The 16,088-nt window shown below is 59.7% G+C and carries 19 protein-coding genes; 13 read left to right on the forward strand and 6 right to left on the reverse strand.

Going from position 1 to position 16,088, the window contains the following annotated elements; all coding sequences use genetic code 11:
• Positions 1 to 92: 92 nt before the first annotated feature.
• A complete protein-coding gene (locus tag V8J85_RS17730; protein ID WP_339955110.1) occupies positions 93 to 569 on the reverse strand; it encodes an SRPBCC domain-containing protein in 477 nt (158 codons plus the stop codon).
• Entirely contained in the window at positions 566 to 895 is a 330-nt protein-coding gene (locus V8J85_RS17735) for an ArsR/SmtB family transcription factor (RefSeq protein ID WP_339955111.1), read from the reverse strand. Before V8J85_RS17735 ends, V8J85_RS17730 begins: the two co-directional genes overlap by 4 nt.
• A 90-nt stretch (positions 896 to 985) precedes the next feature.
• On the opposite strand from V8J85_RS17735, the gene mutL reads away from it, so the two are divergent.
• From mutL to V8J85_RS17760, 5 genes are all read left to right on the forward strand, one after another.
• On the forward strand, positions 986 to 2,794 hold the full coding sequence (gene mutL, locus V8J85_RS17740; RefSeq protein ID WP_339955112.1) for a DNA mismatch repair endonuclease MutL: 1,809 nt from the start codon (positions 986 to 988) through the stop codon (positions 2,792 to 2,794).
• A complete protein-coding gene (locus tag V8J85_RS17745) occupies positions 2,791 to 4,035 on the forward strand; it encodes a DNA recombination protein RmuC (RefSeq protein WP_339955113.1) in 1,245 nt (414 codons plus the stop codon). Before mutL ends, V8J85_RS17745 begins: the two co-directional genes overlap by 4 nt.
• A complete protein-coding gene (locus V8J85_RS17750; RefSeq protein WP_339955114.1) occupies positions 4,035 to 4,844 on the forward strand; it encodes an alpha/beta fold hydrolase in 810 nt (269 codons plus the stop codon). Before V8J85_RS17745 ends, V8J85_RS17750 begins: the two co-directional genes overlap by 1 nt.
• A 219-nt stretch (positions 4,845 to 5,063) precedes the next feature.
• Positions 5,064 to 5,375 (forward strand): hypothetical protein, encoded by a 312-nt coding sequence (locus V8J85_RS17755; RefSeq protein ID WP_339955115.1) that lies wholly within the window; start codon positions 5,064 to 5,066, stop codon positions 5,373 to 5,375.
• A 53-nt stretch (positions 5,376 to 5,428) separates the two neighbouring features.
• Positions 5,429 to 6,421: a TraB/GumN family protein gene (locus tag V8J85_RS17760; protein ID WP_339955116.1), complete on the forward strand. Its 993-nt coding sequence runs from the start codon at positions 5,429 to 5,431 to the stop codon at positions 6,419 to 6,421.
• On the opposite strand, the gene V8J85_RS17765 is transcribed toward V8J85_RS17760, so the two are convergent.
• Complete coding sequence (locus V8J85_RS17765) at positions 6,422 to 7,081, reverse strand: DUF2161 domain-containing phosphodiesterase (RefSeq protein ID WP_339955117.1); 660 nt, start codon at positions 7,079 to 7,081, stop codon at positions 6,422 to 6,424.
• Between the two features lie 119 nt (positions 7,082 to 7,200).
• Here V8J85_RS17765 and V8J85_RS17770 point away from each other — a divergent pair, with 119 nt between their 5' ends.
• Positions 7,201 to 8,142, forward strand: coding sequence for a transferrin-binding protein-like solute binding protein (locus V8J85_RS17770; RefSeq protein ID WP_339955118.1), 942 nt, complete (start codon positions 7,201 to 7,203; stop codon positions 8,140 to 8,142).
• Between the two features lie 40 nt (positions 8,143 to 8,182).
• On the opposite strand, the gene V8J85_RS17775 is transcribed toward V8J85_RS17770, so the two are convergent.
• Positions 8,183 to 8,356: a hypothetical protein gene (locus tag V8J85_RS17775; RefSeq protein ID WP_339955119.1), complete on the reverse strand. Its 174-nt coding sequence runs from the start codon at positions 8,354 to 8,356 to the stop codon at positions 8,183 to 8,185.
• 270 nt (positions 8,357 to 8,626) lie between these two features.
• Here V8J85_RS17775 and V8J85_RS17780 point away from each other — a divergent pair, with 270 nt between their 5' ends.
• From V8J85_RS17780 to V8J85_RS17805, 6 genes are all read left to right on the forward strand, one after another.
• The gene (locus V8J85_RS17780; protein ID WP_339955120.1) at positions 8,627 to 9,544 is read left to right on the forward strand and encodes a manganese-dependent inorganic pyrophosphatase; all 918 of its coding nucleotides are present in this window, start codon (positions 8,627 to 8,629) and stop codon (positions 9,542 to 9,544) included.
• A 110-nt stretch (positions 9,545 to 9,654) separates the two neighbouring features.
• The gene (locus V8J85_RS17785; protein ID WP_339955121.1) at positions 9,655 to 10,530 is read left to right on the forward strand and encodes a TIGR01459 family HAD-type hydrolase; all 876 of its coding nucleotides are present in this window, start codon (positions 9,655 to 9,657) and stop codon (positions 10,528 to 10,530) included.
• A gap of 90 nt (positions 10,531 to 10,620) precedes the next feature.
• Positions 10,621 to 11,064 carry a MaoC family dehydratase gene (locus tag V8J85_RS17790; protein ID WP_339955122.1) on the forward strand — a complete coding sequence of 148 codons (444 nt, stop codon included), beginning with the start codon at positions 10,621 to 10,623 and terminating at the stop codon, positions 11,062 to 11,064.
• A gap of 38 nt (positions 11,065 to 11,102) precedes the next feature.
• Positions 11,103 to 12,041 carry a bifunctional riboflavin kinase/FAD synthetase gene (locus tag V8J85_RS17795; RefSeq protein ID WP_339955123.1) on the forward strand — a complete coding sequence of 313 codons (939 nt, stop codon included), beginning with the start codon at positions 11,103 to 11,105 and terminating at the stop codon, positions 12,039 to 12,041.
• Positions 12,034 to 12,501 carry a YcgN family cysteine cluster protein gene (locus V8J85_RS17800; protein WP_339955124.1) on the forward strand — a complete coding sequence of 156 codons (468 nt, stop codon included), beginning with the start codon at positions 12,034 to 12,036 and terminating at the stop codon, positions 12,499 to 12,501. Before V8J85_RS17795 ends, V8J85_RS17800 begins: the two co-directional genes overlap by 8 nt.
• Entirely contained in the window at positions 12,502 to 13,548 is a 1,047-nt protein-coding gene (locus V8J85_RS17805; RefSeq protein WP_339955125.1) for a threonine aldolase family protein, read from the forward strand.
• Here V8J85_RS17805 and V8J85_RS17810 read toward each other — a convergent pair.
• Complete coding sequence (locus V8J85_RS17810) at positions 13,487 to 14,290, reverse strand: alpha/beta fold hydrolase (protein WP_339955126.1); 804 nt, start codon at positions 14,288 to 14,290, stop codon at positions 13,487 to 13,489. The two genes, V8J85_RS17805 and V8J85_RS17810, sit on opposite strands and share 62 nt — an antisense overlap.
• Positions 14,290 to 14,886 (reverse strand): 2-hydroxychromene-2-carboxylate isomerase, encoded by a 597-nt coding sequence (locus tag V8J85_RS17815; RefSeq protein ID WP_339955127.1) that lies wholly within the window; start codon positions 14,884 to 14,886, stop codon positions 14,290 to 14,292. Before V8J85_RS17815 ends, V8J85_RS17810 begins: the two co-directional genes overlap by 1 nt.
• A 111-nt stretch (positions 14,887 to 14,997) precedes the next feature.
• Here V8J85_RS17815 and V8J85_RS17820 point away from each other — a divergent pair, with 111 nt between their 5' ends.
• On the forward strand, positions 14,998 to 16,017 hold the full coding sequence (locus V8J85_RS17820; RefSeq protein ID WP_339955128.1) for a ribose-phosphate pyrophosphokinase: 1,020 nt from the start codon (positions 14,998 to 15,000) through the stop codon (positions 16,015 to 16,017).
• Positions 16,018 to 16,088: the final 71 nt, after the last annotated feature.

Here is a 16,088-nt window from a genome sequence, read left to right on the forward strand (position 1 = left end):
ACTTACATATTGAATGACGCAAAAGAGACCCCGGATCAAGTCTGGGGCGCGTCGACATTAACCATACCCGTCCCGGGCTCGACCCGGACCTCCTACCCAACCCCCACAAACAATGGATCAATCCGCGCATAACTCGCCTCCATCCCTTGCTCCATCCCGGTCTCCAACATCGCCGCCCGCGTTTCGGCATCGGGCAAAGTCATCCGCACGGTCAGCAACGTCCCCACACCATCCGCCGCAAAGGTCGTCTCCACATGATTATCCGGCGTCGGATCAGGCAAATGCATCCGCTCCACATGCACGATGCGCTGCTGCGGTGTGATCTCGTGATATTCTCCGGTCAGAGAAAACCCACCCTCGCCGCCATCGGACCAGGCAAACTTTATCTTCCCGCCCGGACGCGCATCCGACACACACTCCGTCATCACCCAACCCTCCGGGCCCGACATCCAGCGCTGGATCAATTCAGGGTCGACATGCGCGCGATACACATCCGCAGGCGCAGCGGCAAAGTGGCGGGTAACAACGACATGCTGCTCACCCTCGGTAGTCAAAACCAGTTTGGTCATTCCTTCTCTCCTTTCGAGATATCGGCCAGAACCGCGTCCAGCCGGTCATAATTGGCCGCGTAGGCGCGGCGCATCATGCTGGCCCAGGTCTCGATCTGGGCGAGGCCCTCCGGCGCCAACCGACAAGGCCGCTTCGTCCCATCCACCCTGCGCGTGATCAGCCCCGCGGCCTCCAATATCTTCAAATGGCGCGAAATCGCCGGCTGCGACATATCAAACGGCGCCACCAGCTCGTTCACCGTCTTTTCGCCCTGCGCCAAAGCACCCAAAAGGCCAAGGCGGGTAGGGTCGGCAAGGGCTGCGAAGACTTCAGGGCTTTTCTGCATAACGAATCCTTTATATAACTAAAACAATATACAAATAGACCTGTCAAACCCCCTCGCAGAATCGACGTAAACCATGCTAGAAATTGTGCCATGGCCATTGCAGACCCCCAGATAAAGCCGCATGCGGTGATCCGCCAACTGGACGAGGCCGCGATCAACCGGATCGCAGCGGGTGAAGTGTTAGAGCGTCCGGCCTCTGCCGTGAAGGAACTTATCGAGAACGCGATTGATGCAGGCGCGTCCCGCATCACCGTCACTATCGCCAATGGGGGCAAGACCCTGATCCGGGTGGCAGATGATGGGCATGGTATCGTGGCAAATGACCTACCGCTGGCCCTGTCGCGCCATGCGACGTCGAAAATCGACGGCTCCGACCTGCTCAAAATCAACTCTTTCGGCTTCCGGGGCGAGGCGCTGCCGTCACTCGGCGCCGTCGGGCGCTTGACCATCACCAGCCGCGTGGCCGGGGCCGAGGCGCACAGCATCGCCGTCTCCGGCAGTCGCAAAAGCGAGGTGCGCCCCGCCGCCCTATCAGGCGGTACGGTGGTCGAACTCCGCGACATCTTCTACGCCACCCCCGCACGCCTGAAATTCCTGCGCACCGACCAGGCCGAGAGCCAAGCGATCACCGACGTCGTCAAACGCCTCGCCATGGCCGAGCCGTTCACGACCTTCATCCTGCAAGACGCCTCCGGCGGCGACCAGCGCACGACCTTCCGTGCGGACGCAGAGACCGGCGATATGTTCGACGCATTGCATGGACGGCTGCGCACCGTCCTCGGCAAGGACTTCGCCGAAAACGCCCTGCGGCTCGACACCGAACGCGACGGTTTCCACCTCACCGGCTATGCCGCGCTCCCCACCTATTCGCGCGGCGCGGCGGTCGCCCAGTTCCTCTTCGTCAATGGGCGCCCCGTCCGCGACAAGATGCTGCTCGGCGCCCTCCGCGCGGCCTACATGGACGTCCTCTCCCGCGACCGGCACCCCGTCGCCGCGCTTTTCATCGACTGCGACCCGACACTGGTCGACGTCAACGTTCACCCGGCAAAAACCGAAGTCCGCTTTCGCGATCCCGGCACCGTCCGCGGCCTGATCATCTCGGGGCTACGGCACGCCTTGGCCGAGGCCGGGCACCGCGCGTCAACCACCGTCGCCAACGCCACGCTCGGCGCGATCACGCCGGAACCGACGCAGGCCCGCGTCTACCAGATGGACCGTCCCAGCTTCACCGCGCGGTCCATGACCTTCCAGGCGCAGGCCCCCGGTTTCAGTGAAACCGCGTCCGCCCGGATCGAACCACCGACCGCGGAACCGAATGACCTGCCATTGGGCGCCGCCCGCGCGCAGGTCCACGAAAACTACATCATCGCCCAGACCGAAACCGGCATCGTCATCGTCGACCAACACGCGGCCCATGAACGGCTGGTCTACGAAAAACTCAAAAAACAAATGGACGAAAACGGGGTCGCGGCGCAGGCCCTACTCATCCCCGAAATCGTGGAGATGTCCGAAGGCGATGCCGCCCAACTCCTCGCCATCGCCGATGACCTCGCCCGGCTCGGCCTGACCATCGAACCATTCGGCGGCGGCGCCATCGCCGTGCGCGAAACCCCTGCGATCCTTGGTGAAATCAATGCCGAGGCGATGCTGCGCGACATCCTTGACGAACTGACTGACCAGGGCGACAGCGCCAGCCTGCAAGCGAAAATCGAGGCTATCCTCAGCCGCGTCGCCTGCCACGGCTCCATCCGGTCCGGTCGGCGGATGCAAGGCGAGGAAATGAACGCGCTCCTGCGCGAAATGGAGGCCACGCCGCTCTCAGGCCAATGCAACCACGGGCGGCCAACCTACGTGGAGCTCAAACTCAGCGACATCGAACGGCTTTTCGGACGGACATGATCCAGATCGGCGATCAAACCTACGCTTTCGATGACCCGCTTGTCATCGCGACCCTCGCTGGTAGCGCGATCATTCTGCTCATCCTGATCCTGCTCATCACCACCGCCCGCCGCGCCGGCAAAGCCAGCGAAGCCGTCCAGACGGTCGCCAGCCAAGTCACCAACTTGCACCAAGGCATACAGACCCTCGGCCAAGGTCAGCATCAACTCGCCGGGAACATCCAAACCGTCAGCGACGCACAAGCCAACGCGCAGATGCACATGGTCCAAACCATGGAAACGCGGCTGGCCGAGGTGCAGGCGCAAATGGCCGAACGGCTGGCCGACAACGCGCTGAAATCCGCGCGGTCGCTATCGGACCTGCAAGAGCGGATGAAAGACACACTGTCCGGCAGTACCGAAAAGACCACCAAAAGCCTGACCGAACTGCAGGAACGGCTCGCCACCATCGACAAGGCGCAGACGAATATCGAAAAGCTGTCGGGCGACGTCCTGTCGTTGCAAGACATCCTGTCGAACAAACAACGGCGCGGCATGTTCGGCGAAATCCAACTGACCGACATCGTCTCCAAGGCGCTGCCCACCGACAGCTACGCCCTGCAAGCCACGCTGTCCAACAACCGCCGCGCCGATTGCCTGATCCATCTGCCGAACCCGCCGGGTCCCATCGTCATCGACGCGAAATTCCCGTTCGAGGCTTATGAAGCGCTCGCCGCCGCAGAAACGCAAGATCAACAAAGAACAGCTTTACGCGACTTGGGCACCGCGGTTCGCAAACATATAAAAGATATCGCTGAGCGGTACATCATCGAAGGTGAGACCGCAGACGGCGCGATCATGTTCCTGCCGTCCGAGGCCGTGTATGCCGAACTACACGCGCGCCTGCCAGAAGTCGTGCGCGAAGGGTTCGCCCAAAGGGTCTGGATCGTCTCGCCCACAACCTGCATGGCGACGCTGAACACGATGCGGGCGATCCTCAAGGACGCCCGCATGCGGGAACAGACCGGGGCGATCCGCAAGGCGCTCAAACAACTGCACCGCGACGTCGAAATCATCGGCGAAAAGGCAGGCAAACTGGAAACCCACCTGCGGCAAGCGGGCGATGACGTGGCGGGCGTGCTAACGGCGGCCACCCGCGCAGGCAAACGGGCCGACCGGCTGGACAATTTCGATTTCGAGGAATTGGCGCCTGACGACGAGACCAAAGTCGTCCCGCTCGTCCCCTCAAAATCCCAGACCTGATGTGGGCACTGACTGAGACCCACGACACCAGCGCAGGTAAAGTCGCCGCAGGACGCACAGGCAACGGGACACCGCTGATCCTCGCCCACGGCTGGCCATGGTCCTCCTATTCCTGGCACAAGATCATCCCGGCGCTGGCCGAAAACTACCACGTCCACTGGTATGACATGCCAGGCTATGGTCAGTCCGACAAAGACCCCGACCAACGCACATCCCTCGATGTGCAAGGCCAGGTTTTCGCCGAGATGATCGATATCTGGCAACTCGAAAACCCCACCGTCATCGCCCACGATTTCGGAGGTGCAACGACCCTGCGCTCGCATCTGCTGCATGGCTGCGATTTCGATCGATATGTCCTCATGAACGTGGTCGCGATGCGGCCATGGGGTTCTGACTTCTTCGATCATGTGGGCAAACATGTCGAAGCCTTCCAAGGTCTGCCGCCGCATATCCACAAAGCTATCGTCGCGGCCTACATCCAAGGCGCGCTGATCAGCGATATCGGCGGAGAGGTCTTCGACAGCCTCGTCGCGCCTTGGCTCAACAAAGAAGGCGCCGACAGCTTCTACCGTCAATTCGCCCAAGCGGACGAAACCTATACCGCCGAGATCGAACCGCTTTTCGACCAAATCCGCTGCCCGGTCCACATGATCTGGGGCGAAGACGACCCGTGGATTCCCATCGCACGCGGCAGGGCGCTGCACGACCTGATCGGCAAAGGCGACTTCGTTCCACTTGAAGGTGTCGGGCATTTGCCACAACTCGAAAAGCCTAACAAAGTGCTAAAGGCCCTGTCTGGGTTCATCTGACCCCGAAAACGCCCAATCCCAAACTTTCTGAAAAAAGCACTTGGGCGCGCGGCTGACCTTGGGTTACACAACCCGAACACGATCAGCGAATCGAAGGAGAATGCTATGATGCGAAAGGATATCCTCCACCCCCGGACCTAGGTCCCGGCATAGCATTCGGCTGCCGGTCCAGGACCTGCCGCCGCCTCTCCCCAAATTCAGTCATGATCGGACAGATCCATGCATCCCCCGTTTTTCCCTGTCGATCACAAGATCGGCCCCGACATACATCATTCCGGCGAACGGCGTACGTTCAAGCGGCGTGCTGCGCCTGAACGGCTGGACCTGCGCCCGGCCAGCCCCGGCTGGCCACCCGTGCCATTGCAACCAACGGTCTTGCCGCATGAAACGGTGACGCCAAAGCCGACACCGCCGGTGTTCAAGCCGCAACTGGTGGTCGTGCCACCACCCCGGCCCAGCCTGCGGGATCGGATCGGGCGTTGGTTGATCCGCACGGGTCAGCGCATGATCTTGCAAAACCGCCCTGGGTGATTGACCCGGGGCGGCTGATCCTTACCTTGAGACTGCAATCAGAGGGATCGATCATGCTCAAACGCCTTGCCACCACGATGATGTTCAGCCTGATGGCGCTACCCGCCACAGCCGCCTGCGTGGGGGACAGCTACCTTGATCAGCTGAGCGAGGCGGAACGGGCCGACCTCGCCGCCGCAACAGCCGAAATTCCTTACGGCAAGGGTCTTCTCTGGACGGCCACCAAGGGCGAAGACACGGCCACGATCGCGGGCACGATGCATATCTACGACCCGCGGCTCGAGCCGATCCGCGCCAAGATCAAGGATCAAGTACAAAGCGCCGATCTGGTGATGGTCGAGGCAACGCTCGACGACCAGAAGACGCTGCAAGAGATGATCGTCACCCAGCCCGATCTGCTTTTCATCACCGAAGGACCCACGCTGCCCGATCTGGTCGATGAAGAAACCTGGGAGATGATCGCCGATGCCTCTACCGCGCGTTCCATCCCCGGCTTCATGGCGGCCAAGATGCAGCCCTGGTATCTGTCGCTGATGCTGTCCATCCCGCCCTGCGCGATGGAAAACATGATCCAGGGTCAGCTTGGGCTCGATCACATGGTGATGGAAGACGCGCAGGCTGCGGGCGTGCCGCTCAAGGCACTCGAACCCGTCACGACCCTGTTCGAGATTTTCGAGGATGAACCAATCGACGACCAAATCGCGATGCTGCTCGTCAACCTGCTCGCCCCCGAGACACTACAGCAGCTGCATGTCGCGATGCTCGACAATTATTTCACCGGCGACATCGCAACACTCTGGGAAATGACCCGCATCGCGATGAACGACATGCCGGGAATCACACCGGACGAAGCGGCGGACCTCTTCGCAAAGACAGAGGAAGGCCTGTTGAACGAACGCAACCGCAACTGGATGCCAGTGATCAATGCGGCCTTCGAAGAGCACGACAACGTCGTCATCGCCGCAGGCGCAGCGCACCTGATCGGCGAACAGGGCATCCTGCAATTCCTGGAAAACGATGGCTGGACCGTCACACCGCTGCAATAATCAGACATCGCCGTAATCAGCGATCCCCTTGCGGCCCGTCTCGGTCAGATCATAGACCCCCCGGCTGACCCGCCGAAACCAGCCATAATGATCCGCCGCCATGATCCGGGTCGCATCCGGCACCTCGGCCCATGCCTTGACCTTCGCACCTCGTGACGGGCCATGCACGGCCAAAAACCGGGCACAACGCAACGCATCCTGCCGATACCCCGTCACGATCCCATGGCGCGTCGCGCCACCCTCATTCGGATCACCCTGCAAACGATCAAAAGCACGCAACAACCGCGCCTGTTTCTTCTTCGACTTGCGCGGCGCATAGGGCCCCGGATCGGCCTGCACCGTCACATGGCCATCCCGCAACCGCACGGTAATGACACCCAGCCCCAACATCCGGGCCAGTTTCACATTATCGCGCAAGGCGCGCTGCGATACCTTCCCCGGCTTTTCGGGCACCGCGATGTAAACCAGATCGGTGACCGCCAACCGCTGTACCGCCTGATGAAACAGCGCCAGCGAAAACCCCAGCTTCAACTCGACCACGATCGGCGCCTCATCGCCCCGCCGGGCGGCCAGATCGACCGCCCCGACTTCGCCTTTCACGTCATAGCCCTGCCGCTGCAGATGCGCCTTGATCGGGGCATAAAGGGCAGTTTCTTTCATTGGCGGTTGCGAAGCCATCACGGTACCCGGAAAAGTTGCGCCAGAAGGGCGGGTTAACCTTTCACCCGCCTAACGGCGTGATATGGTTAGCAAACACTCACGCATGACAGGAAGCCCCAATGACATATCCCGCGACGCGCACCCTTTTGCTGACCTTGGCCGCGCTTGGCCTCGCCGCATGCGGCAGCGGTGGTGGTGGGGGAGGCGGCGCGGGCACCGGCGGCACTCCACCCGGAGGTGGCGGCGGGACACCCCCACCGACGGTCGCGCCCATCGCATCCGTCGGCTTTGCCAGCGCGACAAACGATTTTTCGGACGGCGGGACCACATTCACGACCGCAACCGAAAACCTCATCTACTTCGATCAGACAGCCAGTACCATCGTTGAAGACGACACCATCACCATTAGCTTCAGCGACGACTTAGAGCGTGTTTTCATCACCAGGGGTAATCGTGGTTCAGGCTTCAACCGTGTAAGCGGCACTGATCGGTATCTCGGCGATCGTCCTGATGTAACGATTTTCGATCCGGTATTGACCGCGGACAATCAGGATGCACGCCTCGCATTTTTAGGCGACACCGCGATCTTTGTCCGTGGTCACCCGAATTTTGTCGTCTACGGTTTCGACACCGATCCCGCCGATATACCTGCTAGCGGTTCCGCGAACTTCACCGGAGACGTGCGCGCCTCATACGCACCAATCCGTCCAGGGATCAACACCACGGCTGATGGCACGTTCACATTGACTGCTGATTTCGTGAATAGCCGAGTTGATGGAAATATGACTATCGAAGCCATATCCGCGAGTGGCACCGGTCAAGGTTCAACCGCTTGGACAATGAATGATGCGGACATTACCGCCAACGGTTTCTCAGGAACGCTCACCAACGACACATCTGTGGATGCTGTAGATCCCGACACAACCGTCAATGCGGCCAACTACGATGGTCGCTTTTACGGCGTCGATGCAGATGCGGTTGGCGGGCACTTCCTGATCGAACTGACAGATGGCGGAGAAGACGCCTATATCTATGGCGCCTTCCTCGGCGACGAGGACTAATCCGGGCGCCCCGCCGCCGGATGGCGACGGGGCTTTCCCCTTATCGTCCCCCCAAACGACCGGGAAACCGTTGCGGTCGCTTCGACACGCGCGGTTGCCGGTTCAGGCTGTTGACCACATGGGATGGCCGCCCGGTCGGTTCGGGGCGGGTACGGCGGTTCTTGGGCACGGTCAACGTGCCCGGCTTGCGGGGTGTCTTGGTCTTACGGGGCATGGATTGCACCTCATGATCTGAAAATGGTCGATAGGCCGAACGGCCCGTGATGCGGTCAGCGCATATGGTCCATTGTCAGGGTGCTCCTCTCAAAAGGGAAAGTCGGGGTGAAGGCGGTTTAAGCCAGCTTGTCCATTGTCAGATTCCTCCTTTTGAGTGACGGTCGCATACCATCACCACCGCAAAGGGTCAAACAACCGCCATGGGGTGACAGCCCCCGCGTGCGGCAATATACACACAGCAATCTCAGTTCAGATGGAAAGTGATCCCATGACCACCCTCGTTTTCGGCCATAAATCCCCCGACACCGACAGCACCGGCTCACCCCTGATCTGGGAATGGTTCCTGAACCATACGGGAATCGATGCAAAGGCCGCCCTGCTCGGCAAACCCAATACCGAGGCTGTCTTTGTCGCCGAAAAGTGGGGCTTTACCCTGCCGGATATCATCAAGGACGTGAAAGATGACGAGGCTTGCGTGATCGTCGATACCAACAACCCCGCTGAATTGCCCGACAACATCAACAACGCCAAGGTCATCGCGATCATCGACCATCACAAACTGACCGGCGGGCTGGAAACGGCGAACCCGATCAACATCACCATCCGACCCCTCGCTTGCACCGCCACGATCATGCATCAGATGATGGGATCCGAGGCAGCGAATATGCCGAAAAACATCAAGGGCCTGATGTTGTCCTGTATCCTGTCCGATACGCTGGCGTTCCGGTCACCGACGACGACCCCGATGGACAAGGAACTGGCCGAGAAGCTGGCCGAGGATCTGGACATCGACGTGCATGGCTATGCCGCCGAAATGTTCGCGGCAAAATCCGACGTCTCTGCCTTCTCCGACGCCGAGCTGCTTCGCATGGACAGCAAGGAATACGAAGTGGATGGCAAGAAATTCCGGGTCTCCGTGTTGGAAACGACATCTCCCGAAACTGTGCTCAGCCGAAAAGCCGATCTGATGAAAGCGATGCCAGAGGTCGCAAAGGAAGACAGCGTGGATCAGGTCCTGCTGTTCGTCGTCGATATCCTGTCCGAGGAAGCGACGATGCTGATCCCCAACGACCTGACCAAGACCGTGGCCGAGAAATCTTTCAACGCGAAAGTCAGCGGTGACAGCGTGGTCCTGCCGGGCATCATGAGCCGGAAAAAGCAGATCATCCCGAACCTGAAGGCTTAATTGATCTGAATGAGGACTTACCGGACCGCACGCAAAGTGTGTGTACAGCGTGTGCACGCTGTGTGTACGCCATCTGCACACCGTGTGTAGCGCTCAAGGAAGGTTAACGCATGACCCAGATCATCGCCCATTTCGCCGAGATTTCCGGCCAATACGACGCCGCTTTCGTGGACCTCTGGGGTTGCATGCATAACGGCATTCAAGCCTTGCCCGATGCCGTCGCGGCGATGCAGAAATACCGGCAGGATGGTGGGCTTGTCGTGCTGGTCACGAACTCCCCCCGCCCCTGGGATTCCGTGGCCCGTCAGATCGACGGTTTCGGCGTGCCAGAGGATGCCTGGGACGCGATCGCGACGTCGGGCGACAGCGCACGCGCGGCGATGTATCGCGGGATCGTGGGTGAGAAAATCTGGTTCATGGGCGAAAGCCCCCGCGACGATGACTTCTTCAAGCCTTTGAAAATCATCGAAGACCCGGTGGATATCCAAAAGGTGTCGCTGGAAGACGCCGAAGGCATCGTCTGCTGTGGCCCCTTCGATCCGCTTGCCGATGTGGACGTGAACCGACCCGAATTCCTCTACGCCAAACAGAAAGGGCTCAAGCTGCTCTGCGCCAATCCCGACATCGTCGTGGACCGTGGTGAGGTGCGGGAATGGTGCGCCGGGGCGCTGGCGGCGCTCTATACCGAAATGGGCGGTGAAAGCCTCTATTTCGGCAAACCGCACCCGCCCATCTACGACCTCGCGCGACGCAGGCTCGCCGCATTAACCAATGCCCCATCCGATCCGCGTATCGTGGCCATCGGCGACGGGATCGGCACCGATATCCTTGGCGCCATACAGGAAGATATCGACGCGCTTTTCATCTCGGGCGGGTTGGCGGCAAAGGAAACACAGACCAACGGGCAACCGCAGCCCGATGCATTAACCAAATACCTCGATTTCGCGCAGATGAGCCCGCAATACACCATCGGACATCTCCGCTAACGGAATCACTTGATCTTTCTGCGTTTGCAAAGTAATTAAATTTCAAACTTATGATTGACTTTGGATTTTTGTTACCTGACGGAGCACAAGATGTTGGACAATGCCCCTCGCGGAACGATCTGTATCGAAGATATCGAAATCGGCATGGTCCGATCGCTGCGAAAGGTCGTGACCGATCGGGATATCGAAATGTTCGCCGAGGTCTCGACCGACCGAAACCCCGTACATCTTGATGACGAATACGCGCACGACACTATATTCGGCGGGCGCATTGCCCATGGCATGCTGACCGCCGGTTTGGTCAGCGCGGTCATCGGTGAACAACTTCCCGGTCACGGCACCGTTTATCTTGGGCAAAGCCTCAAATTCCTCGCCCCCGTCCGCCCTGGCGACATGGTCCTGGCAGAGGTCGAGGTGACGGAAATCGACCACGCCAAACGGCGGGTCAAGATGGACACGCGCTGCATCGTGAATGACAAAAAGGTCCTGGCGGGTGAGGCCACAGTCCTCGCCCCGTCGCGCAAGTTCGACTGATCTTGCACCACCGCAAGGGCCACGCTACGCAGTGGTCCATGCGCATCATCCGAGACACCATGTTCATGGACCCGAACGACCGCGGCGCAGCGGCGGCGATCGGGAATTTCGACGGGGTGCATATCGGTCATCAGGCCGTCATCGACCTGACGCGCGAGATCGCAGAAAGCTCTGGCGCACCACTTGGCATCATGACGTTCGAACCCCATCCGCGCACTTATTTCTCGAAAGATTCCAATCCGTTCCGCTTGATGAACGCTGATGCCAAAGCGCACCGTTTGGAAAAGCTCGGCGTCGAAAAGCTCTACGAAGTGCCCTTCAACGAAGCGCTCGCGAGCCTTTCACCCGAAGAGTTCGCGCGGCAAGTGATCCATGATCAGTTGGGCCTTGCCCATGTCGTCGTCGGCGCTGATTTCTGCTTTGGCAAAGGCCGTGCCGGGACCACTCAGCATCTGCAGGATTACGGCGCACAGATGGGGTTCGGCGTCACCATCGCCGACATTATCACAAACGGCACCGGTGCCGTTTCCTCAACCGCGATAAGGCAAGCGCTGACCGAAGGCCGCCCGCGCGATGCCGCCGCAATGCTGGACCATTGGCACCGGATCGAAGGTGAGGTCATCCGTGGCCACCAACGCGGCCGAGACCTTGGTTACCCGACCGCCAACATGTCCATTACCGAACTGCATCCGCCGAAATATGGTGTCTATGCGGTGAAAGTCGACGTTCTCGACGGGCCGCATCAGGGCAGCTATGACGGGGCAGCCTCCATCGGCGTCCGGCCCATGTTCGGGGAAAACCTGCCAAATTGCGAAACCTACATCCTTGATTTCAAAGGTGATCTTTACGGCGCGACGCTTTCGGTCGCATTGGTCGATTTCCTGCGGCCCGAGCTGAAGTTCGACGGTCTGGACGCCCTGATCACCCAGATGGACGCAGATTGCGACAAGGCACGAAAGATTCTGGCAGATGTCTGAGATCGATCGCACGGGCCTTGGCGAACGCTACTGGGAAACCAAGCGACTCGACCAAATGAACCAGCGGGAATGGGAAGCCCTTTGCGACGGTTGCGGCAAATGCTGCCTGAACAAGCTGGAGGATGACGACAGTGGCGACGTCGCCCTGACCCGCGTTGCCTGCCGCCTTTTGGACGACTCAACTTGCCTCTGTAGCAACTACACCATGCGACATGAATTCGTGTCGGAATGCATCGCGCTGACGCCAAAGAACCTTGAAAAACATATGTATTGGCTGCCGCAAACCTGCGGCTATCGGCTGATCTACGAAGGCCGCCAGCTTTACGACTGGCACCCGCTGATCTCTGGCGATCCACAATCGGTCCATCGGGCAGGCGTGTCGATCCAGAACCGCACCGTGTCCGAGATCGATATCGATGAAGACGATTGGGACGATTACGTCATAGAGGAGCCGACCTAGATGTTCTTTGCCTCAGACAATGGCGGACCGACACACCCAAATGTCATGGAGGCCTTGCGCGTCGCCAACGAAGGGTACGCCATGGCCTACGGTGCGGACCCAATCATGGAGCAGGTGCGCGACGACATTCGCCGCATTTTCGAGGCCCCCGCCGCGGCGGTTTATCTGATTATTAACGGAACGGCTGCAAATTCCGTCCTGCTCGCCACGATGGCGCAGCCATGGCAAACGATCTTTTGTTCCGATTGCGCCCATATCCACGAAGACGAATGCAACGCGCCAGAGTTTTACACGCAGGCCAAGCTAACTTTGGTACAGACAGAAAACGGCAAGATGAGTGCAGACGCCCTACATGCCAAAATTACCGCCGAAGAAAACCGTGGCGTGCATGGCCCACAGCGCGGCCCGTTGTCGCTGACCCAAGCCACGGAAAAGGGGACACTTTATGACGTTGATGAGATAAATGCACTGACCGCGGTTGCCCGTGGATTTGGCCTTAAAACCCATATGGACGGTGCGCGGTTTGCCAATGCCCTTGTGGCACTCGATTGCGCACCGGCCGAGATGACATGGCAGGCTGGCATCGACACGCTTAGCTTTGGCGCGACGAAAAACGGCGCCATGGGGGTCGAGGCGTGTGTCATCTTTGACCCGGACCTCGCGTGGGAGTTTGAGCTACGGCGCAAGCGTGGCGGGCATCTGTTATCGAAACACCGTTATTTGTCAGCGCAGATGCAGGCCTATCTTGCCGATGGTCTATGGCTTGACATGGCGCGCGCGGCGAACGCGCGATGCGCACAACTCGCCGATGGTCTGAGCGGCCATAATGCAGTGCATGTGCTGTTCGACCCACAGGCCAACATTATCTTTTTCCAGATGCCAAGAGCCGAGCATCAGCGAATGCTGAGCGGCGGAGCTGTCTATTATGTGATGGATGGCGATGCGTCAGAAGGCGACCCAGACGAAATGCTGACCGGTCGGTTGGTCACGGATTGGTCGGTGACAAAGGATAGGGTTGGCGGTTTTCTGAACCTGCTGCGCGGATGATGTCGGCGACCTGTTCGGTATGAGTGAGCGGCAACATGTGCCCCGCCCCGGGCACAACACGATCGGTCACATCCGGCAAACGTGACGCCAGCACTTCATGAATGGCCACAATCACATCTTGGGTCTCACTGCCGCGGACCATCGTCACCGGCATCCGCAATTCCGCCAGCCGTTCAGCCGACGTAATCCCGTCCGCATCTTCTTCGATCGCGGCGGCCCCCGCGACAATAAGATGGATGCGGTTGGTCAGGTCAGCGCGCCGTCTTTCTGACAGATCAGCCCACGCCGTCTCTCCCCAAAGGTCGTTGAACACCTGCGCGGCTTTCTCTTCATCCCCTGCCAGCATCGCCATCACGAAAGGGCGGAAGACCCGTGCGTGGGCCCTATGCGCCTCTGTTCCCTTCGCGGCGGCGAAATAGACCGGCTCGATCAAAGTCAGGCGGCTGACAAGGTCGGGACGTATCACGGCCAGTCGCAGTGCGGCTGTCGCGCCGAAAGAGTGGCCGATCAGGTGGGTAGGGCCATCACATAGTGAGATCGCGATATCGGCAACCAAGCCTTGATATTCAGTCTTTCCATCCCAATCAACGCTAAGCCCGTGTCCCGGCATATCGAACAGCGTAGCACCGCCCAGCGCGTTGGCCAAAGGCAACAGCGCTTCGTGCCGGGCCAATGCGCAATGGATCATCAGTGCCTGATCAGCATTCCCAACGCGCGCCACATGCACGGGATTGGCGGACATTAGATGTTGCCCGCTAGATGCGCATCCAGATCGTCGAGCCGGTCCTGCCCCCAGAACCGTTGATCCCCGTCGGTGATGAAGAACGGTGCGCCGAATGCCCCGGCAGAGACCGCATCTTCGAGGTTCTTGGCAAAGGTATCCGCGCTGCTCATCAGCCCTTTGTCGGCCAGATCAGGTGAGAACCCGGATTTTTCGAGCACGTCGCGAACGACGGTATCTTCAGCGATATCGCGATCCTCGGCCCAGCAGGCGGCACCGAAATTATGAACCAGTTGGCCGACATCGCCACCTTCGTTCTGCGCAGCAATGATCGCATAGGCCGACGGCGCCCCGTTAGTCGGCCAATGCGCCGGCTTTGGATTGAGTTTCAGCCCAGCCAGCTGCGACCGACGCCGCAATTCCTGCAGGCGATATTCCTGCCTGTTCGGGTGACGATCCTTGGGCGGAACACCACCGGTACGTGCAAAAAGTGCCATGATATCAAGGGGTTTATACGTAATGGTTGCCCCGTGCTTCGCCGCGATCTCAGCCGGGCGGGTCCCCGACAGGTAGGTAAAGGGCGAAAGGGTCGCGAAGTAGTAATCAATATGGGCCATTTGTCACCTCGGGGCTGTGTGCATTCTTTGCGGGACGGTAACCCTGTGCTAGCAGGTGTCAACGCCACGAATCTGTTACATGTGCCCGCCCGGCTGCCAAAGGACGACCCCATGCCCACAATCATCGAACCCAAGCTGATTTCCGGCAACGCGAACCAACCTCTGGCGAACGGGATTGCCCGCCGCATGTCGATGCACCGGGGGATGGAGGTCGGGCTGTGCGATGCACGGGTGGAGCGGTTCAATGACGGTGAGATTTTCGTCGAAGTGTTCGAGAACGTGCGGGGCGAGGACATGTTCATCGTCCAGCCGACCTCAAACCCTGCCAATGACAACCTGATGGAACTCTTGATCATCGCCGATGCATTGCGCCGGTCCTCGGCTGCACGCATCACCGCGGTGATCCCGTACTTTGGCTATGCCCGGCAGGATCGCAGGTCCAAGGCGCGCACGCCGATTACGGCGAAACTCGTGGCCAATATGCTGGTCGAGTCCGGCATCGAGCGCGTTTTGACCCTGGATTTGCACGCCACGCAGATCCAGGGTTTTTTCGATATCCCGGTCGATAACCTATATGCGTCGCCGATCTATGCCCTTGATGCGATGCACAATTTCCGCGGCAAGATGGATGAGGTGATGATCGTATCACCGGATGTCGGCGGCGTGGCCCGCGCCCGCGATCTGGCCCAGCGGATCGGGGCACCTTTGTCGATCGTCGACAAGCGACGCGGGAAACCCGGCGAAGTGGCCGAGATGACCGTGATCGGCGAGGTCAAGGACAAGGTCTGTGTAATCGTGGATGACATCGTGGATACCGCCGGGACGCTTTGCAAGGCGGCAGAGGTACTGATGGAGAACGGCGCGAAGGAAGTGCATTCCTACATCACACACGGTGTCCTATCCGGTCCGGCAGTGGATCGAGTATCGAAATCGGTGATGAAAAGCCTCGTGATCACCGACACCATCGCACCGACCGAGGCCGTCAAGGGTTGCAAAAATATTCGCATCGTCCCAACCGCCCCGATGTTTGCGCAGGCAATCCTGAATACGTGGAACGGGACGTCGGTGTCGTCGCTGTTTGATCACAAAACGCTGGGGCCGATTTATGAGGGGCTTTACGCAGCCGAATAGCGTGACGCAGTCCCGAACTTGGTCCGGGACCTTAAGCTGCGTTGGCAAAGGGGTCCCGGATCAAGTCCGGG

The organism is Yoonia sp. 2307UL14-13 (assembly GCF_037572755.1).
Taxonomy (GTDB): domain Bacteria; phylum Pseudomonadota; class Alphaproteobacteria; order Rhodobacterales; family Rhodobacteraceae; genus Yoonia.

Excerpts from the sequence above, each read along its gene's own strand:
- V8J85_RS17810 (WP_339955126.1), bottom strand. The coding sequence starts at position 14,290 with ATGTCCGCCAATCCCGTGCATGTGGCGCGCGTTGGGAATGCTGATCAG.
- V8J85_RS17815 (WP_339955127.1), bottom strand. The coding sequence starts at position 14,886 with ATGGCCCATATTGATTACTACTTCGCGACCCTTTCGCCCTTTACCTAC.
- V8J85_RS17775 (WP_339955119.1), bottom strand. The coding sequence starts at position 8,356 with ATGCCCCGTAAGACCAAGACACCCCGCAAGCCGGGCACGTTGACCGTG.
- V8J85_RS17820 (WP_339955128.1), top strand. The coding sequence starts at position 14,998 with ATGCCCACAATCATCGAACCCAAGCTGATTTCCGGCAACGCGAACCAA.
- V8J85_RS17755 (WP_339955115.1), top strand. The coding sequence starts at position 5,064 with ATGCATCCCCCGTTTTTCCCTGTCGATCACAAGATCGGCCCCGACATA.
- V8J85_RS17770 (WP_339955118.1), top strand. The coding sequence starts at position 7,201 with ATGACATATCCCGCGACGCGCACCCTTTTGCTGACCTTGGCCGCGCTT.
- V8J85_RS17745 (WP_339955113.1), top strand. The coding sequence starts at position 2,791 with ATGATCCAGATCGGCGATCAAACCTACGCTTTCGATGACCCGCTTGTC.
- V8J85_RS17760 (WP_339955116.1), top strand. The coding sequence starts at position 5,429 with ATGCTCAAACGCCTTGCCACCACGATGATGTTCAGCCTGATGGCGCTA.
- V8J85_RS17750 (WP_339955114.1), top strand. The coding sequence starts at position 4,035 with ATGTGGGCACTGACTGAGACCCACGACACCAGCGCAGGTAAAGTCGCC.
- V8J85_RS17790 (WP_339955122.1), top strand. The coding sequence starts at position 10,621 with ATGTTGGACAATGCCCCTCGCGGAACGATCTGTATCGAAGATATCGAA.
- V8J85_RS17800 (WP_339955124.1), top strand. The coding sequence starts at position 12,034 with ATGTCTGAGATCGATCGCACGGGCCTTGGCGAACGCTACTGGGAAACC.
- V8J85_RS17780 (WP_339955120.1), top strand. The coding sequence starts at position 8,627 with ATGACCACCCTCGTTTTCGGCCATAAATCCCCCGACACCGACAGCACC.
- mutL (WP_339955112.1), top strand. The coding sequence starts at position 986 with ATGGCCATTGCAGACCCCCAGATAAAGCCGCATGCGGTGATCCGCCAA.
- V8J85_RS17805 (WP_339955125.1), top strand. The coding sequence starts at position 12,502 with ATGTTCTTTGCCTCAGACAATGGCGGACCGACACACCCAAATGTCATG.
- V8J85_RS17795 (WP_339955123.1), top strand. The coding sequence starts at position 11,103 with ATGCGCATCATCCGAGACACCATGTTCATGGACCCGAACGACCGCGGC.
- V8J85_RS17730 (WP_339955110.1), bottom strand. The coding sequence starts at position 569 with ATGACCAAACTGGTTTTGACTACCGAGGGTGAGCAGCATGTCGTTGTT.
- V8J85_RS17735 (WP_339955111.1), bottom strand. The coding sequence starts at position 895 with ATGCAGAAAAGCCCTGAAGTCTTCGCAGCCCTTGCCGACCCTACCCGC.
- V8J85_RS17785 (WP_339955121.1), top strand. The coding sequence starts at position 9,655 with ATGACCCAGATCATCGCCCATTTCGCCGAGATTTCCGGCCAATACGAC.
- V8J85_RS17765 (WP_339955117.1), bottom strand. The coding sequence starts at position 7,081 with ATGAAAGAAACTGCCCTTTATGCCCCGATCAAGGCGCATCTGCAGCGG.